Origin of the sequence: Actinopolymorpha pittospori, assembly GCF_014873875.1 — a bacterium.
GTDB classification, from domain to species: Bacteria; Actinomycetota; Actinomycetes; order Propionibacteriales; family Actinopolymorphaceae; genus Actinopolymorpha; species Actinopolymorpha pittospori.
In genome coordinates this window covers 9,848,855-9,873,012 of sequence record NZ_JADBEM010000001.1, presented here as the reverse complement: position 1 = coordinate 9,873,012, position 24,158 = coordinate 9,848,855, and the positions used below count along the sequence as shown (strand labels likewise).

The window sequence follows — 24,158 nt, the reverse complement described above, 5'->3', positions numbered from 1 at the left end:
ATGCGGTGAGGGTACGGGTGGCGCGGCACATGATGCGTACGCCGACGGTGCGACGACGACGGCCAAACCTCCGAGCACCAGCCCGCACAGTGCGGTCGCGAAGACTCGGCGAGATCCAGCTATGCCCATCTGGGGGCCTCCTGACGACCTGCTCTGACCGGGACACTCCTGCGGACGTCCCAGGGGCCGTCCAAGTTGCCCGCCTGGATCGGCGAGGGGCGGGCAAACCGTATCGTCGAGGCGAGCCGATTCGAGCCGACCCGAGCCGCCTGTCCTCAACGGTCGAAGGCGCACTGCCAGGCGAAGGCCAGTTGTCGCAGATGAAGCTCACGCCCGACCCTGTGGTGGTCGATGTTGTGACCGCTTCGCGGAAACACCGTTGTCTCGACCGAGGGTGCGGAGGTGAAGCGTCTCGTGAACGTGTCGATGTTCGCTCGGTTCATCTCCCACAGGACGTCGAATCGAGCGAGTGCGCAGTGGATCGGGACCGTGACTCGCGCGGTCTCACCCGGTGCGTCGGCAGGCCAGCGGTCGTTGATCTCGAGGAGTTCTTCCCGGGGAGCGGGCTCGGTGGAGGGCTCGGCTCGCTGGATGATGTCGGGGTCGATCGTGTCGTTCGGGCCGTACATGAACCCGCGACGCTGCTCGGGCGTGAAAGTGACCGGCTGTCCCGGCGGGGTCCCGTGGAACAGGTCGACGAAGCGCTGAGGTGGGGAGTCGATCAGCCCGTTGAGTGCGACGCCGAGCAGCGGCCAGTGTGGGTGCCTCGCCGCGAGGTGGACGGCGATGGCCGCTCCGACGGAGTGAGCGATGACGACCACTCCCGGGCACTGGTCAGGAGCCCGGCGCCACAACATGTCGATCGCGCGGTCGAGCATCTCGGCGTTGTCGGCGAAGGTAATGCCATCTGCGGGAATCCGCTCGCTACCTCGGTAACCGGGCCGGTTCAGGGCGATGACCTGGAAGTCGGTCGCCTCAGCGAGATCGAGCAGCGAATGGCCTGGCAAATCGTAATATCGCGCGTTGTAGCCGCCGCCATGAAGCGCGACCAACAAAGGCGCACGTGATTCGCCCGGTCCGGTAGCAATCCCGGTCACCGACAGCCATCGGCCATGAAATCGACGTCAACCCTGGCCAACGGGCACTCCCTGTCTCGTTCAGCACCATCGAGAGGCCCGCCACAGCAGCGAGACCCTGGTCCGGGTCTCTCTGTCGAGACTAGACCACCGTGACAGACGCCGAGACCGGCTCAGCGCGACATGCATCGCGGAGAACCACGAATCGCGCGGCAATGGCGCGGCCTCCACGGCCTGAGCGCTCATGCCGTTCAGATATCGATCGGTGCCGCGAAGACCTTGGACATCGGTGTTCGAGCGGGGCAGGCTGAACAGCGTGACGCGCAAGACGACGAAGCGTTCGGGAAACCTCATTGAACGCGCGTGGTTCGCGTCAGCCTCGCTTGTGTCGACCATTCTGAACGAAGGAACCAGACCGACTCGACCCCGTGGTAGTTGCGAGGGAGATGAGGAACGGAGACGAAGGAACGACATTCATGGCCAGGACCTGGGTCATCACGGGCAGCTCCCGCGGGTTCGGACGGGAGATCGCCAAGGCAGCACTCGACAGGGGGAACCGGGTGGTCGCGACCGCGCGGCGGCCGGAGCAACTGGCGGACCTCGAGCGGGAGTACGGCGACCAGGTACTCGCCGTCGCGCTGGACGTCACCGACACCGACGCCATCCAGGCCGCCATCCGGCAGGCGGTCGAGCGGTTCGGCACGCTCGACGTCCTGGTGAACAACGCGGGCAACGGCGCATCCGGCGCGATCGAGGAGACCTCGGAGGATGAGTTCCGGGCCCAGATCGAGGCCAACCTGTTCGGCGTCATCAACGTGACCAAGGCCGCTCTGCCGATAATGCGGAGGCAGCGCGGAGGCCACTTCATCCAGTTCTCCACCTTCGGCGCTCGAGTCGGCGGCACGCCAGGGATGGGCGCCTACCAGACCGCGAAGTGGGGCGTCGAAGGTTTCTCCGAGGTGCTCCACAACGAGGTCAAGCCCTTCGGCGTGAAGGTGACCATCATCGAGCCCGGCGCGTTCCGCACCGACTGGGCCGGCACCTGCCTGGCGCAGGCACATGCCGGCGCCGACTACGACCAGACGGGCGGCGCGACGAACCGCTCCTGGGAGGCCAACCTCGGGGAATGGCCAGGCGATCCGGCCAAGGCGGCAAGGATCATCGCCGACATCGTCGAACTCGAGGAACCGCCGCTTCGACTCCTGCTGGGCGCCGGCGCGGTCGAGTCCACCGCGAAGGCGACCAATGAACGCGCGGCGGGGGCGCGGGAATGGGCGCCGGTGAGCCGGTTCGCCGACTTCGGCACCGACGAGACCCCGGACGTGCACGCGCTTCTAGGAGCGCGATGAAGGGACGTCCGGCGGCCTCCGATCAGGGGTGGCGGCTCGCAAGGACGCAGAACTCGTTCCCCTCCGGGTCGGCAAGACAGACCCAGCTCTCATCCCCGGTCTGGCCGACGTCGGCGTGGCGAGCACCCAGGTCGAGGAGGCGACGTACCTCTTCCGCCTGCTCCCTGTCGGTTGGGTTGACGTCGAGGTGCAGCCTGTTCTTGACGGCCTTGCCCTCGGGCACGTGCGCGAATGTCAACGTCGGTGGCACCGGGCCACGGCGGCTCTTGCCCTCAGGTGCCATCGGCGAGCCAATGGTGACGACTTCGTCGTCCTCTTCCTGCACCTCATAGCCAAGGACCGAGCACCAGAACCGGGCGAGGCTCTTGGGATCGGCACAGTCGATCGCGAGCTCGGTGAACTTACTGGCCATGTCAGGACCTCCCAGGCTGTCCGCGCATCCAGCCATCCTTCCCGACCTCGGATCTTCGGCAGGGAAGTGGGGGCCGAACAACAGACCGCGCCGAGACCCACAAGCGACAGCCCGAACGATGAGCCCGTGCTCGGCTTCGTCGTCCGCTACCGGCTCGGTGGCATGGTCGCCGCTCAGCCGGCCTTCGACTCGTACGCCTCGCTGGCAGCCTTCAGCCCGGCCGCCTCCATGTCGATGAACCGCCGGGTGCGGCTGCCGGTCAGCGCGTTGACCAGCCCGGCGAGCGGCCCACGCTGTTCGACGGAGAGGCGGATGTGGGTCGTGCCGTCCGGGTTGCGCGACAGCCAGTGGTGACCGGTGACGCGGACCCCGAGCGACGTCGCCGCCCAGCTGAACCCCTCGTTCTCGCGCAGGTCGTCGACCTGCCAGATCATCGAAGGCATGCCCGGCTGCTTGACGCGTGCTCGGCTACCCACCCGCAGGTCGCCGCTGTCCAGGCGCTCCACCGAGGTCATGGACTTCGTCCAGTGCGGCCAGTCGTTGACGTCGGTCAGCGCCGCCCAGGTGGCGGCGAGGCTGGCACTGCTCGTCGTGGTCGTCTCGATTGTCACGAGTACCTCCATCGTGCGATGTACCAGATGGTACATCGCCTCGGCGCGGGTCGGAGCGCGCGGTAGTGTTCCCGAGGTACGACGACGGACGAGGACGACTGTGGCAACCGAACCAGGCGAGGCACACGAGCGACTGCTGGAGCGCTGCGTGGCCCACGTTCTCCAGGCCGGGTTCAGCGAGCTTAGCCTGCGTGAGATCGCGGCGGGGACGGGTACCAGCCACCGCATGCTGATCTACCACTTCGGCAGCCGAGAGGGCCTGCTCGCCGAGATCGTCGGCCGGATCGAGGCGCAGACGCGTGACCTGCTGGCGGACGTCGCGAGCCAGCCGGGCGAACTCGTCGACATCTGCTGGGCGTTCTGGCGACGGGTCAGCGACCCGAGTCTGGCCGCGGCGGAGCGGCTGTTCTTCGAGGTGTACGCGCACGCGCTGTACGACCGGCCGTGGACCAGGTCGTTTCGGGAGTCGCTGATCGCGGCGTGGGAACAGCCGCTGACCGAGCTGTTCGAGAAGCACGGCTTCGCCCACGGCGAGGCGGCCGACCGGGCCCGGCTGGCTCTCGGGGTGTCGCGGGGACTGCTGATGGATGTGCTGATGACCGGGGAACGGGACCGGGTCGACGCGGCCATGGAACTGCTCACGCCGCTGCTGACCCAGCCCGGTGCAGCGCGGACGCCTCGAACGCGATCAGCCACATCGCGCGCGAAGGGTCCGGCGGATCGTCGTCGACGTCCTTAGGTCGGCGGCTGGGTTTCTGTGGCCACTCGCAGCCAAGTCGGCTGCAGGGGAGGAGCTCAGGGCTTGGTGATCTCCTGTGGGGGAAGGAATCGATCGTGACCGCACAGGAACCGGAGACGGTAGCCGAGGCGTTCGCGCGGATCTGCCCGAATAGACACCCGGGTCGGATCTGCACGGCGGCTCGGTACTGGGACGGCTGCGCCCGGCTCCTCCCGAAGCAGCTGCTGGACGACCTCCTGGATGAAAAGGTCTGACCCGATCCAGCGCATCACGGAACGAACGTGACCTCCGGGAAGGCCGCGCTCGGGCCGTCGAGCAGCGGTGCCCGTCGCCCCCGCAGATGCAGTTCGAAGAACGCGAGCGGGTACGCCTGCTGGATCCGCATGGCCCGGGTCGGATCGAGGGTACCGATCCAGCCCCGAAGCTCCTCGTCGCTCATGCCGACAGCGTCGGCCAGCTGTGGGACCAGTACCTGGGTGTCGCCGTACGACGAATGGACCGCGCCGGCGGCCTGAACGTTGAGCCGCCAGCCGCGCAGGTGCGACCAGAAGTCGGCCACACTCGGCTCCGCGGCCCGGGTGAAGACCGCGGTCATCAGCATGAACGGGCGATCCAGATCGGTGCTGATCGGCGGATCCGACTGCATCGGACCGTCGAAACTCAGACCGGCGCGGACGCGCTGGTCCTCGTTCATGACGAGGGCGGTCGCCGTCCCGCCCTTCGACCAGCCGAACATGCCGATTCGGTGGAGGTCGAGCGCGCCACACAGACCCGGCGGCAGCGACCGGTGTTCGACGTCGGGATTGTGCCCTGCGGCGAGGTCCTCGATGCGGTCGAGCACGAACCGCATGTCCGTGGCGAAGTCCGAGGGGACCAACGCGTTGTTCGGGTCCAGCGACGGGACGGTGAGCCGACCGTCGGGGAATTCGCTGAACGCGTCGTAGGTGTGGTCCACCGTGACCACCACGTACCCGTGACTGGCGAGTTCCTGGACCACGATGGTGGTGTCGGATCGGTGATCGTGCGCGCCGTGGGAGAAGACGACGATGGGCAGGCGTCCACCGGTCCGTCGCACCGGGGCGCCCTCGTGGCCGGCCGTGACCGGCGCCGCGGCGACATCGGCCTCGAACCCACCGGACACGAGGTAGGCGCGCAGGGCGGCGGGCGGCATCCACCGTGCCAACGGATACCGCCAGACGTTCCCGGCGGGATACCAGACGCTGGCCATCAGTTCGCGGTAACGCCCCGGACCAGCCGCGGGATCCGGACGTGAACGGTCGACGAGGTGCAGCGGCACCGTACCCACCGAGTACGGTCCAGTGGGCAAAGGCAGTGTGAGCCGCACCGGGCCCGAGTTGGCCGCAGCCGCAGAGGCCGGCGCCTCGCTTGCGGCGCCGACCGGCAGGGCAACCGCAGCTGCCAGCGCGGCCCCCAGTGCTTGCCGGCGTGTCATTCGTACTCGGTCAAAGCGCGCCCAGATTGGTGCTGCCATGTGCACTCCCCACGTAGTGGACAACGTGCCTCAACCGTGCCGGTCGGCGGCGAGCAGGTCATCGGTCCGTAGAGCTATTCGTCGGGTGAATGGGTAGACCCCGGTCGTACATCCGAGGGGCCAGTCGCAAGCGCACTTGACGAACGCGGCGCGACACCGGGGGGCAGACCAACCGGGCTGGGCAAACGCAGACCAGGTCCCGCGCAGCGACGCGGTGTGCTCAACCGCAGGCCAGACTGCATTCGGCCAGGTAGAGGTGGTGGCTGTCGAGTTCCCGCCTGCGAAACGGCTCCTGCCGGCCAGGCTGCTGAGATCATGATGCGATGAAGGCGCCGAAGTTCCGACGTGCACAGGTGCCGTGGATGCTCTGCGCCGTCGCCGTACTGATCGTTGGCGGTGCCTGGGTTGTCGTCGACCTCACGACGGATCCATTCCCGGGCTACGCCATAGGAACAGGTACGCCTCCACCGCGGCCAGTGATCGACGAGCGTCACGAGGTCCGCGAGGAGCTTGACCCGGTCGAGGGGCCGCCGATGGCGCTGCCAGGCAAGTTGCCGCCTGGGTACGGCCTCCCAGACGACTACAGCGCCACGGCCGAATACCACGCGCGCAGTTTCGTGCGTGAGCTCGTCCTGGGCAAGGATGAGCGCGCGCTCGCTCGGCATGCCCACATTCCGGCCACGGGAGGTACCAGCTCGGGGTCCGGTCCGGGCGGTGTCTCGCTCTGTGTGGAGGACGCAGACGATGACGAGAACTGGTGCCCCGCTTTGCCAGGGCGGGATCTGGTCCGGACGCTCGGGTCGGTCCGCGTCGTCATTCAGCCGACGATCGATGCGCCCCCAGGCGTCAGAGAGGCTTGGCAGTCCATCACGTTCACCACCGACCTGGACAAGGTGACCTGGCTGCACTGACATGGACGGGGCTGGGACGGACCGATTACTCAACTGTGCCGGCTGAACATGGAGATCACGTCGTAGGGGTAGGGGAGGCGCTGGTCGGTCACGGTCGTGAGCTGGTTCATCTGTTCGGCGGTGAGTGACCAACCCACGGCGCCGAGGTTGTCCTGGAAGTGGGCGAACGTACGCGCGCCGATGATCGGCGCTGTCACGCTGGGTCGCTGGAGCAACCAACGTAGGGAGACCTGTGCCACGGTCTTTCCTGCCTGGCGGGCGACATCCTCGACGACGTCGATGACGCGCCACGTGCGCTCGGTGGCGTAGTTGGCCCAGATCTGGTCGCCGGTGTTGTTCAGGTGCTCGATCCGGGTGTCCTTCAGCGGGGCCGGCGTGCCGCGACGGTACCTGCCGGAGAGGAATCCGGTACGCAGGGGACTCCAGGCGATCAGCCCGAGGCCTTCGGACTGGCACAGGGGCAGCAGTTCCCACTCGACTTCCCGGTCGAGCAGGTTGTAGAGCGGTTGAAGGCAGACGTACGGCTCCCATCCATGCTGGCGCGCCAGGTCGATAGCCTTCTGTAGCTGCCAGCCGCTGTAGCTACTGGCTCCGATGAATCGGACCTTCCCGCTGGTCACCAGGGTGTTCAGGGTGGACAGGGTTTCCTCGAGGGGTGTGGCGTCGTCGTAGACGTGCAGCTGGTAGAGGTCGATGTAGTCGGTGCCGAGACGACGAAGGCTGGCCTCCACCGACGACAGGATGTGTTTGCGACCGCCACCGTGATCGTTGGGTCCTGAGCCGGTCCTGTGGAACACCTTCGTCGCGAGCACGAGATCGTCGCGGGACCTCTCCTTGATCCATCGACCGAGGATCTCCTCCGACGCGCCGCCCGTGTAGCCGTCGGCGGTGTCGATGAACGTGCCGCCTGAGTCGACGAACGTGTCCAGCATCTGACGTGCCGTCTGCTCGTCGGTCGCTCCACCGAAGGTCATGGCGCCGAGGCAGAGTTCGGAGACTTTCAGGCCGGTTCGGCCGAGAAAGCGCTGCTCCACAAGGGATTCCTCTCCTGAGGTCGATCGTCGCGGCGGTCTCGTCGCGGTGTTCCTCGACCCTAGGGGCGTGCCGACAGATGCGTCCAATGCGATGTGGTGGGCCGATCCCATACGTCTGATGCATCATTGCCCCCATGGAGCTCTACCAGCTGCGATCCTTCGTGGCCGTCGCCGACGAGATGCATGTCGGTCGCGCCGCTGCCCGGCTGCATCAGGCGCAACCGACGTTGAGCCGGCAGATCGCGGCACTCGAGCGGGACGTAGGGGTGGAGCTGTTCAGCCGGGCCCGCCGTCGTCTCACCCTGACCTCCGCCGGCGAGGTCTTCCTGGCCAGCGCCCGCGAGATCCTCCGCCGGGCCGACGTCGCGGCGCAGGACGCACGACGCGCCGCCCGCGGCGAGGTGGGCACTCTGCGGGTCGGCTTCGTCCAGTCGGCGACCTTCGAGGTCTTCCCCCGACTGGTCGGCCAGTTCCGCAAGGCCTGCCCGGATGTCCGGCTCGAAGCCAGGTTCATGACCACGCTGCAACAAGTCTCGGCACTGCGAGCGGGCCACCTCGATGTCGGAATCCTGCGGCCGCAGCAACCGTCGACGGCACAGACCGGGCTACGAACCCGCGTACTGTCCCAGGACAGGTTGATGGCAGTACTTCCAGCGGCTCACCCGATGGCGGGCCATGAACACGTGCCGCTCTCGGCCCTCGCCGAGGATGACTTCATCCTGTATCCCAACGAGAAAGGCGCGACCGGACACGAGCTGATCCTCGAGCACTGCAGGAGCGCCGGCTTCAGTCCACGCATCATCCAGGAAGCGGCCGACGCGCAGACCATCGTCGCGCTGGTCGCGGCCAATCTGGGTGTCTCGTTGCTGTTGAGCCCAACCCCACCTACGGATCCCGGACTCGTTGTCTACCGATCGATAAGCGACGAGCTCCCGACCTGGGATCTGGCGCTTGCCTGGTCGAGCGGCAACTCATCTGCCGTCCTCGACCGATTCCTCGCCGTGCCGGGCGCTGAAGGAGAAGACAGGTGAGCACGGTCTAGGCTGCGCTGATGATCGACGTGCCCGAGGTGTTCGCACGCGAGATCGTGGATCGCGAAGGCGTGGAAGGTGCGCGATGGATCGCCTCGCTCGCCGGCCTCGTCGAGGAGCTTCTCGAGCGCTGGGCCTGTGCGCCCACCGGACCGGTGATGCACGGCAGGGTTGGAGTCGTCGTTCCCGCGCGTCGTCGCGATGGATCTTCCGCGGTCCTGAAGGTCTCGTTTCCCCACCCTGGCAACGTGCATGGACCGACTGCCTACGCCACCTGGTCGGGCCGTGGGGTGGTCCTGCTGTTCGAGCGCGACGATGCCCGATTCGCGATGCTTCTCGAGCAGGTCGAGCCCACTACCTTGGTCGATCTCGACGATGGCGACGAGGCTGCCGCCGTGTGTGGACGGCTCACGCGCCGGCTCGCGGTTCCAGCGCCGCCGGACGTTCCACGACTCAGTGAACGCGCGGAGGCGCAGGAGCACGAACTCCGTGATGCGTCGGAGCAGCTGAGCGGCCATGTGCCGCGCCGGGTCGTCGAGGTGGCAATCGGCACTATCCGGGAACTCGGCCGCGAACAACCGGACACGCTCGTCCATGGAGACCTGCACTACAAGAACGTCGGACGAGGGACCCGCGAACCCTGGCTGGCCATCGATCCCAAGGGAGTCGCGGGGGACCCGGCGAACGACGCGATAAGCGTGGTGATCGGCGGCTTCCAGCGTCAACTTCCCACTGACGATCTCTGTGCCAAACTCCGTCGCCGCTTGGCGATCTTCGCCGAAGCTGCCGAGCTCGACCGCGACCGGGTGGTTCGCTGGGCACAGGCCCACGCCCTTCTGCACGCGTGCTGGGACCGCAGGATGCCCGGCCCGCCGCGGACTGCCCAGGTCGCCGAACAGGTCGCGACAGTTCTGATGTGAATCCATCGTCGCCGCCCGGACGGACCGCGTCGATGACAACGCCGGCGAGGCGGTGCGCTGGTGCCAGTCCGTCGTAGGCGTTGTTTCAGTCGAGACGATCTATCCGGGTGTTCGCTGGGCGCGCCGGACCGGTGGGCCGACCTCGGCGCAGGCGATGTCGTTGACCGCAGTGGCGAAGGCCTCCAGATCCAGGCCCTGGAGGTGGTCCATGACGTGGCGGCGGACGCTCGCGAGATGGGTCGGCCAAGCCTGCTGCAGTCGCGCGAAGCCGGCGTCGGTGAGGACGGCGACCTGGCCGCGGCCGTCCGAGTCTGCCTTGACCCTGATGACCAGCCCGTCACGGCTCAGCCGTTCGACGACACGAGTCAGCCCGCTTGCCGTAATCGACACATAGTTGGCCAGGTCGGTCATCCGCAGCGACCGGTCGGGCGCCTCGGACAGGTTCATCAGGACCGAATATTCGGTCACGTTGAGGCCCTGGGCTGAGAGCAGGTCCGCGTCCAACATGCGCGGGATGACCAGCACGGCGCGCCCGAGCGCGCGCCACGCGGCCTCCTCCTTCGGAGTGAGGGGCTCGACGCGGGGCGTGTCACTGGGCATGACCCACATCATATTTGCTTGACCCAACAAATACAACGGACATATGTTTGCTTGCGCAAGCAGATAGTTTGCCTACGTGCCTGTCCGGGAGCCCGAACCATGACAACCACCTGCGAACAGCGCGCCGTGCCGACAGCGCTGCCGGCCCGACGGGCGTGGCTCGCCGTCATGTCGGTTGCGCTCGGCGCGTTCGTCATCGTGACGGCCGAGTTCATTCCGGTCGGGTTCCTGCCGCGCATCGCCGAGAGTCTGGATGTGTCGCTCGGGACGGCGGGCCTGATGGTCCTCATGCCGGGGCTGAGCGCGGCGATCGCGGCACCCCTGATGTTCGTACGCGCGGGGAAGATCGACCGCCGCAAGGTGATCGCCGGTCTCGGTGGTCTCGTAGCCCTCTCCAACGCCATCGCGGCGATCGCCCCGAACTTCGCCGTCGTACTGCTCGGCCGGATCCTGCTGGGCGTCGCCATCGCAGGGTTCTGGACCGTTGTGACCCCGGTGGGACCCAAACTGGTCGGCCCGCGCGCGGGTACTCATGCGACCTCGATCATCGTGACCGGTGTCTCCGCCGGCACGGTCGTCGGGCTGCCGGCCGGGGAGGTGCTCGGCAACCTGCTGGGCTGGCGGTTGACGTTCGCCGTGGCCGCCGTGGCCGCAGCGGTCATCGTCGTTGCGCAACTGTTCCTGCTGCCCAGCATCAGTTCCGACGAGCACACCCGAGTACGCGACCTCGTGCAGGTGCTCAGGGCGCCGTTCGCACTGGTCGGGATCATCGCCACCGCGGTCGCGTTCATCGGCCAGTTCGGCGCCTCGACCTTCATCACGCCGCTGCTGACCGAGCACGTGCACATGGGCGAGGGCGGCGCGGTCACGGCGCTGTTGTTCGGATACGGGGCCGGCGGCATCCTTGGCACTCTGGTCGGCGGACCCCTTGTGGCTCGCAGCCGTGTCGCGACGTTCGCGCTCGCGGCGGCCGGCGTCGGTGTCGCGCTGATCGCCCTGCCCATGCTCGGCACCACCAAGGTCGCCGTCGGCATCGCCGTCGTCGCCTGGGGCGTCATCTGGGGGCTGATCCCGCTCACCGCTCAGGTCTGGATGCTGCGCGCCATGCCGCACGCCCAGGAAGCCGCCTCGGCCGTGAACGTCTCGAACATGCAGATCTCAATCGCGATCGGGTCCGCCGTCGGCGGCCTGCTCGTCGACAACGCCGGCCTCGTGCCGGTCTACGTCATCGGCGGCGCGATCGTCATCACCTCCGCGCTCTTCGCCTCGATCGCAGGCCGACGGGCACAGCGTGCCCTCACCGGGCCTTCGCTCGAGGTGTGACCGAAACCCCACAATGATTGGAGCTCAAGACATGACTACCGACGCCGAAGCGATCGCCGTGGTCCGCCGCAACACCGAGGACGTACAGGGTAAGGGCGACTGGAAGCTGTTCGACGAACTGTTCGCCGACGACTTCGTCGACCACACCCCCCAACCTGGCACCACCGCCGACAAGCCCGGCGTGCTCTTCCTCTACCAGGCCCTGCGCGAGGGTTTCCCTGACTTCACGCCGGACATCAAGTGGCAGATCGCGAAGGACGGGATGGTGACGACCTTCAAGATCTACAGGGGTACGCAGACCGGTCGGGTCCTCGGCGTCGCGCCAACCGGGCGGGCCGTCGAGTTCGAGACCGTGGATGTGATGAAGGTCGTGGACGGGAAGATCACCGACCACTGGGGCGTCGGCAACCTGCTGAAGATGCTGGTCCAGCTCGGTGCCGTCACCCTCGACGTCTGACAACCCGCAGCCGTCGCCCACGACCAGCCGGCAGAGAGAGCCGGACCGATGAGCGCCTATCCTGGCGCAAGTCAGGGTTGACGCCTGCGGCCTCGACAGACCTCCTAATAGTCACCCGGGAGCTTGTACGAAAGGCTGTCTGCGGGCCGTCCGTGGGTGGCAAGTTCGCATGTGCCCGCGACGGTGCACCGGACAATGCCCCGCTCTCCTTGGAGGCTGCTGTAGGAAGTGAGGAGGAAGTGTTCCTCGTCCTCCCACTCCATGGTCCCGGAGTAACCCAGGATGGTGAGAACCGGCCTGCCGGTCCGCGCATCGGCGATCGTGTAATTGGGCACAGTCTGGCCTTCGTTCATGATCCACACGACCGCATAGCGGCCGTTGGGTGAGAACCCGCGGATGCTTACGCCGCCGTACTGCTTCGGGCAGACCCGCCACAGTTCTCTGTTGCCGTTGTCGGTGTCGATGACCGCCGAGCAATCCTCCCGGTCTATGACGGGCCCCTGAGCGAATTTAGGTACCACCGCCGCAAGGCCCCTGTATGTGGACTGGACGTCGGCGAAGTCAGTCCACGCTGTGAGTTGTCCGGTCCTGGGATCCCACACCTGTACCTCCGAAGACTTCGGCGTCTCGGGACCGACGGTGAGCAGGACCCGCTTGCCGAGGAAGCCGCCCGGGCCGCCCTTTCCCACATGGATTGAATGGAGGATCTTGCCGGTGTGCGCGTCGGCGACGTTCACGGTGCCTTCCGGCGTCGCCCAGGCGATCTGCCGCCCGTCGTTTGACACGACAGCTCGGCCTCGCGCGGTCAGTTTCTGCGTGCCGTCAAGCCCGACGAGCTGGAGGCGCCACTGTTCGTTCTCAGTGCGGTTGGCCAGGTAGCCCTCATCCACGAGCTCGAAGGGCGTCCAGTCCGGAAGGTCGACTGGTGTGGTGGTCGCCCCGTCGTGGATCTCGCCGTCGGCGTACCAGGGCACCTTCGGGTCCTCGCCACGCGGAAGACCAGCGAAGTCCTTGTCCGACCAGAGTTCCTTGGGCGCATAGAGGGGCACGACAGGTCCGGCTGTGGGTTCCGGTGAGGCGCCGGCCGTCGGGGTGACAGCGGGCGCCGGCGTGTGGGTTGGCGTCGGCCCGTGCGTTTGTGTCGGTGTCGGTGTCGTGGTCGTGGAGTCCACCCTGGTGTGGTCGCCGCGTGGGTTGAGGAGGTTCAGGCCGAGCGGTAGGGCGACCGCGATCGCGGCCAGGCCGGCGACGACCGTGGTGGCCCGCCGGCGCGACCGCAGGGAGCGGGCGCGGCGCATGGCATCGGCGGCTGGGTCGTGGTGGGTTTTGGCGTGTGCCGCGAGGCGGGTCAGGCCGGCGCGGAGGTCGTTGTCCGTGAGGTCCTGGTCGTGCTGGTGGTGGTTCATCGGGCGTCCCTCCTGACGGGCTCGGTGTCGGGAACGGCGGCCGGTTCTGTGGGCGGGGTGAGTCCGGCACGCAGCGTCGCGAGAGCGCGGTGGGTGCGGCTCTTGACGGTGCCGATCGAGCAGCCGAGGATTTCGGCGGTCTCGGCCTCGCTGAGGTCCTCGAAGTAGCGGAGTACGACCGCGGCACGGTGATGTGCCGGGAGGGCTCGAAGGAGGCGCCACAGGTCACCGTCCCGCTCGGCCAACCCGTCAGGGTCAGCGCGTGGATCGGTCGCCGGGTGGTCTGGCAGTTCGGCGGTCAGCGCCTCCCCACGGCGCCAGGCCCGCCGCCACCAGGAGGTGTGCTCGTTGACCATGGTCCGTCGTACGTAGGTGTCCAGGGCCGTCTGGTTGTGGATGCGACTCCACGCCAGGTAGGTGCGGGCCAGGGCGGTCTGCACCAGATCCTCGGCCGCGTGATGGTCCCCCGTCAGTAGGAACGCCGTGCGCGTCAGCGCGCCATGCCGAGCGGCAACGTAGGAGCTGAACTCCTCCGCGGTGTCTGCCACCGACTCCCCCTCCCATGTGATCGCATCCCCTAGATGCGATCAGGCCCACGAAAGGTTCCACATCTTCGGGACCGCGCCCCTCCGATCCGTCCGAGCGGCCGACGACCGGTACCTGACCAGCGATGATGACTCCATGGCAGAGGAACCATCGCGTGAGGAGCATCGCCGCAGGGGGGAGCGCGCTCGCAAGCTGTGGGCCACCCGGGCTGCGCCGTCACCCGGAGGATGGACCGCGCCGGCCGGCACGCGACCAGCCTGGACCTGGACGCCACCGCACGGCATGCGGCCGCGGTTGGATCGCGCGCCGCGATGGGTGCGCGTCTGGTACCACACACCCTTCCTCGACAGGTACGCCCACGAGTGGCTCTGGCACCACGGAGGATGGGATGTCATTCCGCCCGGCGCCGAGTGATCCGCTGGATCCCGTTTGACGCCGGTCGGGGAAATGGGGTGGGAGCGGTACGAGCCGGATCGGTAGGGTCGCCCGGGTGTGCGAGCACAGTTTGTACGTTCAGGCCGGGGAGATCCTGGCGCGCCATGGCTGGTCCGCAGCGCATCTGGGCTTCATCGGCGCGGGCGAGCAGAGCGCTTGCTACGGCACCAAGGACGTCGCGGTCCTGCTCAGCCGATCGGATGCTGGCGAGAGCGTCGCGCACCTGACGGGCCATGTCATCCCCGGCAGCGACGCCGCCACGTCGTGCAACGACTATGCCGTACTCCAGTGGCTGACTGCCCGGGCGGCCGATGCCGGGGTGCGGACGCCGAGGATCCTCGCGATCGGGGACGACCCTCGTCCGTACGCGCTGATCCAACGCGCCCACGGCACGCTCGCCTCGGCGCACCCGCTCGCTACGGAGAGCGCGGCCAACTGGTTCGGCCAACTCGGAGCGGAGATTCGGAAGACCAACCTCGTCGAGACGACGGGGTTCGGGATGTTCGTACCGGACGGGTCCGGTGGCTACCGGGGCCGGTTCGCGACCTGGACCGACTATCTGAACCGCTGGCTCGGCGTTCACCTGTGTGTCGGACAGTTCAGGCCCGAAGACGAGAAGGTTCTGAATCTGCTCCTGGCCCAGCGGATCGTCACAGAAGCAGACCTCGCCGCGGTGGCGTCCAAGGTGCGCGAAGCACAGGAATGGCCGGTCAGGTCGGTCCTCACGCATTACGACAACCGGCTCGACAACCTCGTCGTCGACGCGGACGAGATCACCGTGCTCGACTGGGGTCTCTCCCTGGCCGGAACCGGGATTCACCAGGAGCTGATCAAGCTCTTCGAGAGCGGACCCATGTCCATGAAGAACCCGAGGGTGGCGGCGTTCTTCCACGGTTACGGCCTGTCCGACGCTGAATGCGTCGAGGCCATCGGGCGCGGGAAGCTGATGCTCGTGCTCGACGGCCTGGCGATGTCGTACGGATGGGCGGACCAGCCGGACCGTCTCGAAGGCATCAGGGCCTGGCTACGTACCGTCCAGAGAATCTCCAGCGCCTGGTGAAGGCGCGGCAAGCACCTGGTCGCCGCGCCTCACTCGCGGTGCCTCGTCTACTTCGGCTCTGCGGGCGGCTTCAACCTGGCATAGATGGCGACGATCGGGGCGAGCACCACCGCGGACGTGACGAGAGCCGTGGAGACAGAGGTGCGATTCGCGAGTCCCCCCAACGGTGGGCCACCTGCGACCTGGCCGATGGCGTTGGCCTGGCTGTTCATGGACAGCGTGGTCGCTCGTACCCGCGAGTCGACGTTGCGGTTGAGCCAGGCGGCCTGGACGGGCATCGACAGCGCGACCGCGGCGTCCCGTAGCCACATCGCGGCGAGTGCGAGCCAGAGGTTGCCGAGCACCGCGAGGCCGGCGACCCCCAGGACCTGGAGGGCCGCGAGCAACGCGAGCATGCCTCGGGGATGGAGCGCGTTCACGCTGGCTGGACTCACCTTGTTGACCACCAGCGATGCGCCGAGTGCGATGCAGGTGCCGATCACACTGAACGCGGTGAACCAGACCACGGGATTGTCGGTACCCAGGAAATCAGGGAAGTCGAAGTCCTCCAGAACGCGTACCGTCCACAGCCGGTCGAAGGCCTCGCTTGACAGGCCCACGAAGAGGCTGACGAGAAGGAACGATCGCACCACGGGACGCCGTCGTGCCAGCGCGATTCCGTCCGCAAGCGTCCTTCCCATGTGACGGAACGTCTCCCGCTCATCCCTGGGCACCCTGGTGAAGTTCTGTTCCGGCATGACCAGGAGCAGCCCGACCGCGAGGACCATGAAGCCCGCGCCGGACGCCACCAGCGGAACGCGAATGTCGATCAGGCCCAGGGCCCCGGCCGCGAGCGTACCCACCAAGGTGGTGCCGAGATAGACCTGCTGGCCCCGTGTGAAGACCTGTGCGACGTTGTCCTGACCGATCTCATCGGTGAGCCACGCCTCCTCCGCCCCGGAGGTGAACGTGAACCCGATACCCCAGATGACCTGGGCGAGCAGGACCGCCTCGAACGTTGGCACCAGCCCCTGCAGGAGGAATCCCGCGCCCATGAGCAGGTACCCGATGATCACGGACAAGCGTCGGCTGTACAGATCGGAGACGATCCCGGTCGGAATCTCGAAGAGGAAGGTCACCGCTTCCAGCACCGTTCCGACAAGCACCATCTGCAAGGGACTGAGCCCGACAGTGGTGGCCATATAGACCAGGCTGAGTGTGGAGTTCAGCACCCAGAACAGGCTCGAGAACCCGGTGATCGCGTAGTAGGTCCGCGTCGCGTCGGCCGGCCATCTTGCCCGCCACAACAATGAGGTCAGCACAGAACTGGCTCCTGAGGGACCACGAATCACGTCGATGTTCGGGCAGACACTCATCCAGTGCCAGATGGACGGGTGCGGGTAACGCCGCTACGAGATCGGCCGGGCCCCCCTCCTGACCGACGTCACCGCAGGACCCTACCGTCGGCCCAGCGGCGCTGCGTCGACGGTCGCCGGGTGCGGTTCCCGGTGACAGGATGTCGCCCGGACCATCAGAGCCCACCGACTCTCAGCCGACCCGCAGGGTGTCAAGCCAGAAGCTCGGCAACGTGCACGAGGAATGAGACGACCCAGGCTTCCTCGCCGTAGTCGATGCCCCGACAGGCACCCATCGCGGCGTCGACCTGGAGCCATCGGATGGCCCGTTCGCGCTCGATCTCGGCCGCGTCGGAGAAGATCGCCAGCCGGCGCCTCAGCTCAGCTTCCAGATCGTCGGCTTCGCGAAGGCTGTCGACACCGCGGACGAGCACCCTGGATGCGTCGAACGCGAGATCTCCGACGCATCCCTTGGGGTCCACGACGAGCCACGGCTCTCGCTCGGCGCGCACGATGTTTCCGAAGTGCAGGTCACCGTGAACCATCGTGTCGGGCTGTTTGCGGCCGAGGTCCTGGATGGTGGCGAGCGCCGCGCCCAGTGCACGCTGCGACAGCCGGTGGCCCAGCTTCGCGGCGTCCTCGCCGAGCGTTCGTTCCCACTCCTCCGCCCGATCGGACAGCCGAGGCAGGTCGGGTGGCGCCGGGACGGCCAGTCGTCGGGCCAGCTGTCCTGTCACGGCGGTCGCCTGGTCGACGTCCCCGAGATCGTCGAGCGTCTTCCACTCGGCCTGCTCCAGCAGCATGGCGAACCTGGCGTCGTCCCGCTCGTACAGCCGCACCGCACCCCGACCGTCCCAGGCGGCGAGGGCGTGTGCCTCGTACATGTTGCCGGGATGAGTAAAGGAGATCTTCAGGACAGCGGGGGCGCCGTCATGACGCTGTACGGGCAGAATGATCCCGACCTGGCCGAACCTGATCGGTGCCGCGGGTATGCAGCCCCACCGCTGCAGGAACTCATCCACCAGGCCGGGCAGGGACGCCACCCAGGTTCGGCCAGGATCGCCCTCGCGCTCGATGGTGGTCCGTACGAATGCGGCCGGGATCTCAACCATCACGGCAGGATAGGCACCCTTGCTCGGGAGCGGTTCGCCTCACCGTGCTGGATCTCCTCGGGCTGAGGGCTGGTCGCGTAGCAAGCGGCCGATCCTTCCCGACTAGCATCGGCGGCCATGGCGACAGCGCACCTGATCTACGGCTACATCGGAACAGGCAAGACGACGTTCGCCAGAAAGCTCGAACGCGATGTCGCGGCGGTTCGGTTCACGTCCGACGAGTGGCTCACTACCTTGTTCGGCGACGACGAGGAAGCCATCAAGCCGGACGTCGCGACGGTCAATGCCAGGCTCGCGGCCGCGATGCAACCGGTCTGGACTCGATGCCTCGTACTCGGTCTCGACGTGATCTTGGACCTGGGTTTCTGGAGCCGCGCTGATCGCGACGCGGTGCGCAAGGTCGTCGAGGAGTGTGGGGCAGACCGGCGGCTCTATCACGTTCGATGCGACGACGAGACCGCGTGGCGCCGGGTCGAGAGTCGGAACGCCGATCCGTCGGGCAGTATCCGCATGGTGCGCAACACCTTCGACGTACTCAAGGAGCGAGTAGAACCGCTCGGTCCCGATGAGCCGCACCGCGTCGTCGAGACCTGAGCGTGGCGCCGGCAACAGCCAGAGTGCTCGGCGTCAGCCGTCCCGGCGCTGTGTGTGCTTGGAGTGCGCGATCAGCCGCACGGCACGGAAGACTTGGGCGATGGCAGACATGGACCGCTCGCACCTGGGACTGACCGCCCCGATCGTGACGGCGAGACTCGTCCTTCGTAGCGTCGAAACCGCTGATGACGAGATGCTCACGCGAATCTGGACCGACCCCGACGTACGCCGCTACATGGGTGGACCGCTCGAGCCCGGGGTGGTCCGGCATCGCAACACCGACTTCGTAGGCAAGCCCGGGAAGTACTGTGTGGCCATTCGGGCGACCGGCGAGCCGATCGGGCTTCTGGGTATCGGCGCCGACCGGCGCAGCGGAAACTGGGAGGTCTCCTACGGGTTCCTCCCGGAGCACTGGCGACGAGGGTACGCACGCGAAGCTGTCCACGCCCTACTCGTGTGGGTGTTCGAGCGCGCCCCGAGGCGGAACTCATCGCGGCCAACACCAGGGCCGACAACGAGCCGTCCCGCCGATTCCTGGAGGCGATCGGAGGGAGGTTCCTCGAGTCCTTCGGAGACCAGGCCGAGTCAGTGATGTACGTGATTCCCCGGACCGGAGCGCAAGGTGAAACCGGTTCCGGAGCGGGCGCAGCGGGCACTGTTTTCCTCTGAGTGGCTCGGGTGCGCGCGACGCCTCCAGGGGGCGGCTTCCATGATCGACCGACGGACGTTCGGCAAGTTGCTGGGTGCGGGAGCGGCCGCGGCGTCTCTGGTCGGACTCGGTTCGGCGTGCACGACCTCGGTTCCGGGCGGGCGCGATCCGACAGATCCGCCGACGCTCGGACCACCCAGAGCGGGCGGGACGGCGTCCTTCGGTCCGTTGAGGAGGATCCGCGCCGGCGTCCTCAGCGTCGGGTATGTCGAGGTTGGCCCCGCACGCGGTCCGGTCGCCATTCTGCTGCATGGCTGGCCGTACGACATTCACAGCTACGTCGACGTCGCGCCCTTGCTGGCCGACCGCGGCTACCGGGTGATCGTTCCCTACCTACGCGGCTACGGTACGACACGTTTCCTGTCCAGGAGTACGCCTCGGAACGCCGAACAGTCCGTGTTCGCTCTCGACATCATCGCCCTGATGGACGCGCTCGGGATCGAGCGGGCCGTTCTCGCCGGATACGACTGGGGATCGCGGACGGCCGACATCATCGCGGCGCTCTGGCCCGCGCGAGTCAGCGGCCTGGTCTCGGTCACCGGCTATCTGATCACCAACCTGGAGGCCAACAAGAAGCCGCTGCCGCCGAAAGTCGAGTGGGCGTGGTGGTACCAGTTCTACTTCGCCACGGAAAGGGGCCGGTTCGGACTCCAGGAGAACCGGGACGAGCTCGCGAAGCTCGTCTGGAGATTCAACTCCCCGACCTGGCATTTCGACGACGCGACGTTTGATCGTACGGCCACGGCCTTCGACAATCCGGACTATGTCGCGATCGTGATCTACAACTATCGCTGGCGGTTGAGCCTCGTCAGAAGTGACCCGCGTTATGCCAGTCTTGAGGGGCGGCTTGCTCGAAGTCCGGTCATCTCCGTTCCCACGATCACTCTGGACGGTGAGGTGGACCCGTTCACACCGCCCGGCAACGGTACGTCGTACCGCGAGAAGTTCTCGGGCAAGTACGAGCATCGGACTCTGGAGGGGATCGGTCACAACGTGCCGCAGGAGGCGCCGGAGGCGTTCGCCCGCGCCGTCGTCGAGGTCGACCGGCTCTGAAGAGGACCAAGGCGGAGCGATCTCACCGGGACTCCCGGATGGGCACGCCCAGGAGCGGTAGCCAGTCCGGGTTCGCACACCTCGCCCTCACCTCGGCGGCGCTCAGCCAGGCAGCCGCGGTGCACTCCGAACCGGGCGTTGGTCTGGTCGGTGGTCCGTCGTGCTCGCCGCGAGCCTGGAAGAAGACCATGAAGCTCACCGGGTAGGGATAGCGGTAGGCGGGTGGCCGCTCGTCCAGGCTGATCCGGGTCCAGCCCACGACGGACAGGTCCGCTTCGGTCACCGCGAATCCCGTCTCCTCACGGAGTTCGCGGATCGCGGCGGCCTGTGGTGTTTCGCCGGGCTCGAGATGGCCGCCGGGAACGTCCCAGCCCCGGCCCGGTCGGTCGACATGGGCGAGCAGCACCCGGGCGGACCGGTCCACCGCGAGGACGAACGCACACGAGACCAGGTCAGTCGGAGGGAGCAGGGTCGAGCGCACCAGCTCGATGCGATGCGGGACCTCCAGAGCCGGCTGCGTCGTCGACCACACGATCTCCTCGGCCATGACCGATTCCTTTCGCGGGACAGGCGTCCGGGCTTTGTGGGTCTACGGTCGGGTCGCGGCGGCTGGGCGCGGGTCGCCTTCGAGAATCGCGTAGCTGAGCGAGTCCCTCCAGCCGTTGCCGAACAGCAGGTGGTCCCGGATCCGTCCCTCGTACTTCATCCCGACCTTCTCGAAGACCCGTTGGGAGCCGATGTTGTCCGGATGGGCGGTCGCCTCGATGCGGTGCAGGTTCAGCCGCTCGAAACCGAACGCGAGCAGGAGATGGGCGACCTCGGTGCCGATGCCCTTCGACCAGTAGTCCGGAGCGAGTACGTAACCGATGCTTCCCCTCCGGTGCCGGGCGTCCTGGACCGAGATCCGACCGGCACCGATGAGCCGCGCCTCCTCGCCGTCCTCGCCCGCGCGGCCGGCACCGCCCGACGTGGTGACTGCGAGCTCGTAGCGTGTGCGTTCCTCCGCATCTGCCGACGCGAGGACGCCGGACAGGAACCCTCGCGTCACCTCGATGTCGGCGTGGGTGTCCCACGGGACGTACGCCGACACGACCGGATCGGAGGCGTAGGCAAAGACGGCCGAAGCGTCGTCCGCGCGGAACTCGCGGAGCATGACACGAGGACCTGCCAGCGTCACCGGAAACATGATCCCGAAGCCTAGCCTCGACCTACGCCGACCACGTGGGTAAGCCGCGGGCGGGCGGAGCTACGAACAGGTGAGACGACGGGCGCGAATGTCGGAATCCACTGTTACGGTCTCGCGCATGTTCTCCACCCCACAGGTCAACATCTACGCCGCGGACGTCGCTCGCTCGGTCGAGTTCTACCGCCGCTTCGGCTTCGAGGAGAGCTTCCGGACGCCCCGCGAAGGCGCTCCGCTGCACGTCGAGCTCAAGCTCGACGGGTTCACGATCGGCATCGCCGCGGTGACCTCCGCCGTTGCCGACCACGGACTCGACCTCGACCTGAGCAAACCCGGTCGCGGCATGGAGATCGTCTTGTGGACCGACGACGCCGACGCGGCGTTCGCCTCGCTGGTGGCGGCGGGGGCGCGGGTTCTCTCCGAGCCGCACGACTGGCTCGGCACCCTCCGAGTCGCCTGGATCGCCGACCCCGACGACAACCCGATCGAGCTCGTCGAACGCCGGTCCTGACGACCCGGGCCGCGCAGACCAGCCCAGGCCAGGCGAGACGTCCAGCCTGCTCGGCGCACGCCCCACGCGAACCTCGCTCACCCCACCCGTTGCAGTGCCCGCTCGCGACGCTCGGCGACCCTCGAACCGGACTCCCGGCGCGCCATGCGGCCCAGGACGAGCGGCGCGACGACCAGACCGAGCACGGCCCAGACTCCGAGGACACCAACGGTCTCCAGGTGCCGCCAGGACTGCCCTAGCTCCTTCGTGCCGTACCGCATCCGCAGCCGGGCGACGTCAAGCACGACTTGCTCGTTTGACAGCATCGCGTCCGCCTCTGCTCGTCAGTCGCCGGTGTCGGTGAGGGTGTCCAGGACGCGGACCATCAGCTCCGAACGGTCGACGCCGGCCAGGGCGAGCGCCCGCGGGACGGTGCCAACCTCGGCTTGCAGGATGCCGAGAAGTAGGTGCGCCGGTCGCAGCTCCTTCCTGCGGGCTGCGGATGCGAAGCCGCGTTCGAGCGCGAGCTTGGCCGACGCTCCGAGTTGGTTCGGCGGCTCGGGGGAGTTGGCCGGCCTCGGCAGCTCGAAGTCGGCGAGGGAGACCCCGACCGTGCGCAGGCTGTGCGCGAACTCGTGGTCCAGCGCGGCGCGGATCGACGGGCGGTCAAGACCGACCGAGGCCAGCGCCCGTGCTGGGTCGCCTTCCGGCTCGGCCGGGATCGCGAGCAGCAGATGGTGGGCCTCGACCACGGGTGACCTGTCGTCGCGGGCTTCCCGGATCCCCTGCTCGATGAGTTGTTGGACGAACTTGCCGGCCGCGATCATCCTCAGCGCCTCCTCAGGGTGACGCCGGCGGTGATGAGCCGCTTGGCGTGCTTCTTGTGAACCGCCTGGCGCGTCACTCCGAGTGCCTCGGCGACCTGCGGCCAACTCCAGCCCGTCCGCATCGCCTGCTCGACGGCGGCGTCCTCGATCTGGTCGGCCAGACGCCGCAGCGCCGCGACGGCGGCCAACCCGTCGGCGGGATCCTGAGTGAGGGGAGTCTCGACAGCGGACATGCAAGCAACCTTAGTTGACTAATCTCGAAGTAGTCAACCAAGGTTGCTTACTGCTCGGCGGGGCGTCAGGCTGGGGCGTAGCGCGAGAACGTGATCCCCGAGCGGAAGATTTTCGCGTCGAGGAGCCTGAGCGCCGGCACCTCGAAACCCTCCGGGAACAACCGCCGCCCGCGCCCCTGCACCACGGGGTAGACAAAAAGCCGGTACTCATCGACCAGCCCGGCCTGGATCAGGGTGTGGCAGAGGGTGATGCTCCCGGTGATCACGATGTCCGCGCCCGGCTTCGCCTTCAGCGCGCGAACCTCGTCAACGGGGTCGCCGGACAGGATCGTCGTGTTCTGCCACCGCGGGTCGGTCATCGTCGTGGAGACGACGTACTTCTGGACGCTGTTGAGGTAGTCGGTGATCCCGGTGGAGTCCTCGGACTGCTCGGGCCAGTACCCACGTAGGTCCTCGAACGTCCGGCGTCCCACGAGGAACCCGTCGGCGTCGCGGTCCTGGCGGTGGAGTTCCTCGAGCAGATCCGAGCTGTCCACCTCGCCCTGCCCCTGGGGATCGAACCACTCGCCCAGCATCTCGATCGAGCCGTCCACGGTGATGTTCTGGGTGATCGCGAGCGTACGCAAGGGAGTGCCTCCTCATGATTCGTGACGTCGTTCTCCGGTGCAGACGACGCGGCCGCGCGAAACTCATCGGTGGGAACGAAGGGGCGGACGTGTCCTAGGCTCGGCGACGTGACGGAGACGTGGGACCCCTCGACGGCCGGCGTTCTGCGGCTGCCCTCCGGGCGGATCGTGCGCGGACGGGGACTGAGGCGGCCGCTCCCGCAGGGGCCGCAGCCGACGTACGCGCTCTACCTGCTCGGACGTCAGCCGCCACAGGTGACCTGGGAGTTTCGCTGGCTTCGGTGGGCGGACTTCTGGCTCCCGGCCGACCCCACCACGACTGCGGACGCGCTCCGCGACACCTGGGTGCGTGCGGAGACCGAGCGTGTCGAGATCGCCTGCAACGGCGGACTCGGACGCACCGGCACCGCGCTCGCCTGCCTCGCCGTCCTCGACGGAGTTCCGAACCACCGGGCCGTCGCCTATGTCCGCGAGCACTACGCGCGCCGTGCCGTCGAGACGCCCTGGCAGCGCCGTTTCGTCGCCCGCTTCGGCTAGGTCGTGTTCGGCCACGACACGCCCCAGGACGCGACCCAGGTTCCACCGGACCCGACCT

31 protein-coding genes are annotated in these 24,158 nt (G+C 67.6%); 15 read left to right on the top strand and 16 right to left on the bottom strand.

Annotated features, from left to right (window positions below):
• Nucleotides 1-275: 275 nt before the first annotated feature.
• Nucleotides 276-1,097, bottom strand: coding sequence for an alpha/beta fold hydrolase (locus tag HEB94_RS45615; protein WP_337918435.1), 822 nt, complete (start codon nucleotides 1,095-1,097; stop codon nucleotides 276-278).
• Nucleotides 1,098-1,552: 455 nt separating this feature from the next.
• Here HEB94_RS45615 and HEB94_RS45610 point away from each other — a divergent pair, with 455 nt between their 5' ends.
• Entirely contained in the window at nucleotides 1,553-2,425 is an 873-nt protein-coding gene (locus HEB94_RS45610) for an oxidoreductase (RefSeq protein ID WP_192755608.1), read from the top strand.
• A 22-nt stretch (nucleotides 2,426-2,447) separates the two neighbouring features.
• Here HEB94_RS45610 and HEB94_RS45605 read toward each other — a convergent pair whose 3' ends face one another.
• Both HEB94_RS45605 and HEB94_RS45600 read right to left on the bottom strand, forming a co-directional pair.
• Entirely contained in the window at nucleotides 2,448-2,837 is a 390-nt protein-coding gene (locus tag HEB94_RS45605; RefSeq protein WP_192755607.1) for a VOC family protein, read from the bottom strand.
• A gap of 173 nt (nucleotides 2,838-3,010) precedes the next feature.
• Entirely contained in the window at nucleotides 3,011-3,448 is a 438-nt protein-coding gene (locus tag HEB94_RS45600; RefSeq protein WP_192755606.1) for an SRPBCC family protein, read from the bottom strand.
• Nucleotides 3,449-3,548: 100 nt separating this feature from the next.
• On the opposite strand from HEB94_RS45600, the gene HEB94_RS45595 reads away from it, so the two are divergent.
• Together HEB94_RS45595 and HEB94_RS45590 are read left to right on the top strand one after the other, a co-directional pair.
• The gene (locus HEB94_RS45595; RefSeq protein WP_202896887.1) at nucleotides 3,549-4,187 is read left to right on the top strand and encodes a TetR family transcriptional regulator; all 639 of its coding nucleotides are present in this window, start codon (nucleotides 3,549-3,551) and stop codon (nucleotides 4,185-4,187) included.
• 95 nt (nucleotides 4,188-4,282) lie between these two features.
• Nucleotides 4,283-4,441 carry a hypothetical protein gene (locus HEB94_RS45590; RefSeq protein WP_192755604.1) on the top strand — a complete coding sequence of 53 codons (159 nt, stop codon included), beginning with the start codon at nucleotides 4,283-4,285 and terminating at the stop codon, nucleotides 4,439-4,441.
• 14 nt (nucleotides 4,442-4,455) lie between these two features.
• Here HEB94_RS45590 and HEB94_RS45585 read toward each other — a convergent pair whose 3' ends face one another.
• Entirely contained in the window at nucleotides 4,456-5,493 is a 1,038-nt protein-coding gene (locus tag HEB94_RS45585; protein ID WP_202896886.1) for an alpha/beta hydrolase, read from the bottom strand.
• 509 nt (nucleotides 5,494-6,002) lie between these two features.
• Here HEB94_RS45585 and HEB94_RS45580 point away from each other — a divergent pair.
• Nucleotides 6,003-6,590, top strand: a complete 588-nt coding sequence (locus HEB94_RS45580; protein ID WP_192755602.1) for a hypothetical protein — start codon at nucleotides 6,003-6,005, stop codon at nucleotides 6,588-6,590.
• A 29-nt stretch (nucleotides 6,591-6,619) separates the two neighbouring features.
• On the opposite strand, the gene HEB94_RS45575 is transcribed toward HEB94_RS45580, so the two are convergent.
• On the bottom strand, nucleotides 6,620-7,624 hold the full coding sequence (locus HEB94_RS45575) for an aldo/keto reductase (protein ID WP_192755601.1): 1,005 nt from the start codon (nucleotides 7,622-7,624) through the stop codon (nucleotides 6,620-6,622).
• A 134-nt stretch (nucleotides 7,625-7,758) separates the two neighbouring features.
• On the opposite strand from HEB94_RS45575, the gene HEB94_RS45570 reads away from it, so the two are divergent.
• Both HEB94_RS45570 and HEB94_RS45565 read left to right on the top strand, forming a co-directional pair.
• Nucleotides 7,759-8,655 (top strand): LysR family transcriptional regulator, encoded by an 897-nt coding sequence (locus HEB94_RS45570; protein ID WP_192755600.1) that lies wholly within the window; start codon nucleotides 7,759-7,761, stop codon nucleotides 8,653-8,655.
• Between the two features lie 20 nt (nucleotides 8,656-8,675).
• Nucleotides 8,676-9,575, top strand: a complete 900-nt coding sequence (locus HEB94_RS45565; RefSeq protein ID WP_192755599.1) for an aminoglycoside phosphotransferase family protein — start codon at nucleotides 8,676-8,678, stop codon at nucleotides 9,573-9,575.
• Between the two features lie 99 nt (nucleotides 9,576-9,674).
• Here HEB94_RS45565 and HEB94_RS45560 read toward each other — a convergent pair whose 3' ends face one another.
• Complete coding sequence (locus tag HEB94_RS45560) at nucleotides 9,675-10,175, bottom strand: MarR family winged helix-turn-helix transcriptional regulator (protein WP_192755598.1); 501 nt, start codon at nucleotides 10,173-10,175, stop codon at nucleotides 9,675-9,677.
• 99 nt (nucleotides 10,176-10,274) lie between these two features.
• On the opposite strand from HEB94_RS45560, the gene HEB94_RS45555 reads away from it, so the two are divergent.
• A complete protein-coding gene (locus HEB94_RS45555; RefSeq protein ID WP_192755597.1) occupies nucleotides 10,275-11,498 on the top strand; it encodes an MFS transporter in 1,224 nt (407 codons plus the stop codon).
• Between the two features lie 31 nt (nucleotides 11,499-11,529).
• Complete coding sequence (locus HEB94_RS45550) at nucleotides 11,530-11,955, top strand: ester cyclase (protein WP_192755596.1); 426 nt, start codon at nucleotides 11,530-11,532, stop codon at nucleotides 11,953-11,955.
• Between the two features lie 104 nt (nucleotides 11,956-12,059).
• Here the strand turns inward: HEB94_RS45550 and HEB94_RS45545 are convergent, their stop codons facing one another.
• Complete coding sequence (locus HEB94_RS45545) at nucleotides 12,060-13,361, bottom strand: hypothetical protein (protein ID WP_192755595.1); 1,302 nt, start codon at nucleotides 13,359-13,361, stop codon at nucleotides 12,060-12,062.
• On the bottom strand, nucleotides 13,358-13,909 hold the full coding sequence (locus HEB94_RS45540; RefSeq protein ID WP_192755594.1) for a SigE family RNA polymerase sigma factor: 552 nt from the start codon (nucleotides 13,907-13,909) through the stop codon (nucleotides 13,358-13,360). The genes HEB94_RS45545 and HEB94_RS45540 overlap by 4 nt, the downstream gene beginning before the upstream one ends.
• Nucleotides 13,910-14,042: 133 nt before the next feature.
• Here HEB94_RS45540 and HEB94_RS45535 point away from each other — a divergent pair, with 133 nt between their 5' ends.
• Both HEB94_RS45535 and HEB94_RS45530 read left to right on the top strand, forming a co-directional pair.
• Nucleotides 14,043-14,321 (top strand): hypothetical protein, encoded by a 279-nt coding sequence (locus HEB94_RS45535; protein WP_192755593.1) that lies wholly within the window; start codon nucleotides 14,043-14,045, stop codon nucleotides 14,319-14,321.
• Between the two features lie 76 nt (nucleotides 14,322-14,397).
• Nucleotides 14,398-15,402 (top strand): phosphotransferase, encoded by a 1,005-nt coding sequence (locus tag HEB94_RS45530; RefSeq protein ID WP_192755592.1) that lies wholly within the window; start codon nucleotides 14,398-14,400, stop codon nucleotides 15,400-15,402.
• 47 nt (nucleotides 15,403-15,449) lie between these two features.
• Here HEB94_RS45530 and HEB94_RS45525 read toward each other — a convergent pair whose 3' ends face one another.
• Both HEB94_RS45525 and HEB94_RS45520 read right to left on the bottom strand, forming a co-directional pair.
• Nucleotides 15,450-16,703, bottom strand: a complete 1,254-nt coding sequence (locus HEB94_RS45525; protein WP_337918431.1) for an MFS transporter — start codon at nucleotides 16,701-16,703, stop codon at nucleotides 15,450-15,452.
• Between the two features lie 245 nt (nucleotides 16,704-16,948).
• Nucleotides 16,949-17,848, bottom strand: coding sequence for an aminoglycoside phosphotransferase family protein (locus HEB94_RS45520; RefSeq protein ID WP_192755590.1), 900 nt, complete (start codon nucleotides 17,846-17,848; stop codon nucleotides 16,949-16,951).
• Between the two features lie 117 nt (nucleotides 17,849-17,965).
• On the opposite strand from HEB94_RS45520, the gene HEB94_RS45515 reads away from it, so the two are divergent.
• The 3 genes from HEB94_RS45515 (at nucleotide 17,966) to HEB94_RS45505 (ending at nucleotide 20,204) form a co-directional block, all read left to right on the top strand.
• A complete protein-coding gene (locus tag HEB94_RS45515) occupies nucleotides 17,966-18,442 on the top strand; it encodes a P-loop nucleotide/nucleoside kinase family protein (RefSeq protein WP_192755589.1) in 477 nt (158 codons plus the stop codon).
• Nucleotides 18,414-19,034: a GNAT family N-acetyltransferase gene (locus HEB94_RS54990; RefSeq protein ID WP_420481560.1), complete on the top strand. Its 621-nt coding sequence runs from the start codon at nucleotides 18,414-18,416 to the stop codon at nucleotides 19,032-19,034. The genes HEB94_RS45515 and HEB94_RS54990 overlap by 29 nt, the downstream gene beginning before the upstream one ends.
• Before the next feature lie 117 nt (nucleotides 19,035-19,151).
• The gene (locus HEB94_RS45505) at nucleotides 19,152-20,204 is read left to right on the top strand and encodes an alpha/beta fold hydrolase (RefSeq protein ID WP_192755587.1); all 1,053 of its coding nucleotides are present in this window, start codon (nucleotides 19,152-19,154) and stop codon (nucleotides 20,202-20,204) included.
• Nucleotides 20,205-20,226: 22 nt separating this feature from the next.
• Here the strand turns inward: HEB94_RS45505 and HEB94_RS45500 are convergent, their stop codons facing one another.
• Together HEB94_RS45500 and HEB94_RS45495 are read right to left on the bottom strand one after the other, a co-directional pair.
• Complete coding sequence (locus HEB94_RS45500; protein WP_192755586.1) at nucleotides 20,227-20,751, bottom strand: NUDIX hydrolase; 525 nt, start codon at nucleotides 20,749-20,751, stop codon at nucleotides 20,227-20,229.
• A 42-nt stretch (nucleotides 20,752-20,793) separates the two neighbouring features.
• Nucleotides 20,794-21,381 carry a GNAT family N-acetyltransferase gene (locus HEB94_RS45495; RefSeq protein ID WP_192755585.1) on the bottom strand — a complete coding sequence of 196 codons (588 nt, stop codon included), beginning with the start codon at nucleotides 21,379-21,381 and terminating at the stop codon, nucleotides 20,794-20,796.
• A gap of 127 nt (nucleotides 21,382-21,508) precedes the next feature.
• Here HEB94_RS45495 and HEB94_RS45490 point away from each other — a divergent pair, with 127 nt between their 5' ends.
• Nucleotides 21,509-21,898 carry a VOC family protein gene (locus tag HEB94_RS45490; RefSeq protein WP_202896884.1) on the top strand — a complete coding sequence of 130 codons (390 nt, stop codon included), beginning with the start codon at nucleotides 21,509-21,511 and terminating at the stop codon, nucleotides 21,896-21,898.
• 77 nt (nucleotides 21,899-21,975) lie between these two features.
• On the opposite strand, the gene HEB94_RS45485 is transcribed toward HEB94_RS45490, so the two are convergent.
• The 4 genes from HEB94_RS45485 to HEB94_RS45470 all read right to left on the bottom strand — a co-directional run bounded on the left by HEB94_RS45485 (nucleotide 21,976) and on the right by HEB94_RS45470 (nucleotide 23,563).
• Nucleotides 21,976-22,182 carry a hypothetical protein gene (locus HEB94_RS45485; protein ID WP_238361797.1) on the bottom strand — a complete coding sequence of 69 codons (207 nt, stop codon included), beginning with the start codon at nucleotides 22,180-22,182 and terminating at the stop codon, nucleotides 21,976-21,978.
• Nucleotides 22,183-22,221: 39 nt separating this feature from the next.
• On the bottom strand, nucleotides 22,222-22,704 hold the full coding sequence (locus HEB94_RS45480) for a Clp protease N-terminal domain-containing protein (RefSeq protein WP_192755583.1): 483 nt from the start codon (nucleotides 22,702-22,704) through the stop codon (nucleotides 22,222-22,224).
• A 2-nt stretch (nucleotides 22,705-22,706) separates the two neighbouring features.
• Nucleotides 22,707-22,937 carry a hypothetical protein gene (locus HEB94_RS45475; RefSeq protein ID WP_192755582.1) on the bottom strand — a complete coding sequence of 77 codons (231 nt, stop codon included), beginning with the start codon at nucleotides 22,935-22,937 and terminating at the stop codon, nucleotides 22,707-22,709.
• 65 nt (nucleotides 22,938-23,002) lie between these two features.
• Nucleotides 23,003-23,563, bottom strand: a complete 561-nt coding sequence (locus tag HEB94_RS45470) for a dihydrofolate reductase family protein (protein WP_192755581.1) — start codon at nucleotides 23,561-23,563, stop codon at nucleotides 23,003-23,005.
• A gap of 108 nt (nucleotides 23,564-23,671) precedes the next feature.
• Between HEB94_RS45470 and HEB94_RS45465 the strand changes: the two genes are divergently transcribed.
• The gene (locus HEB94_RS45465; RefSeq protein ID WP_192755580.1) at nucleotides 23,672-24,100 is read left to right on the top strand and encodes a protein-tyrosine phosphatase family protein; all 429 of its coding nucleotides are present in this window, start codon (nucleotides 23,672-23,674) and stop codon (nucleotides 24,098-24,100) included.
• Nucleotides 24,101-24,158: the final 58 nt, after the last annotated feature.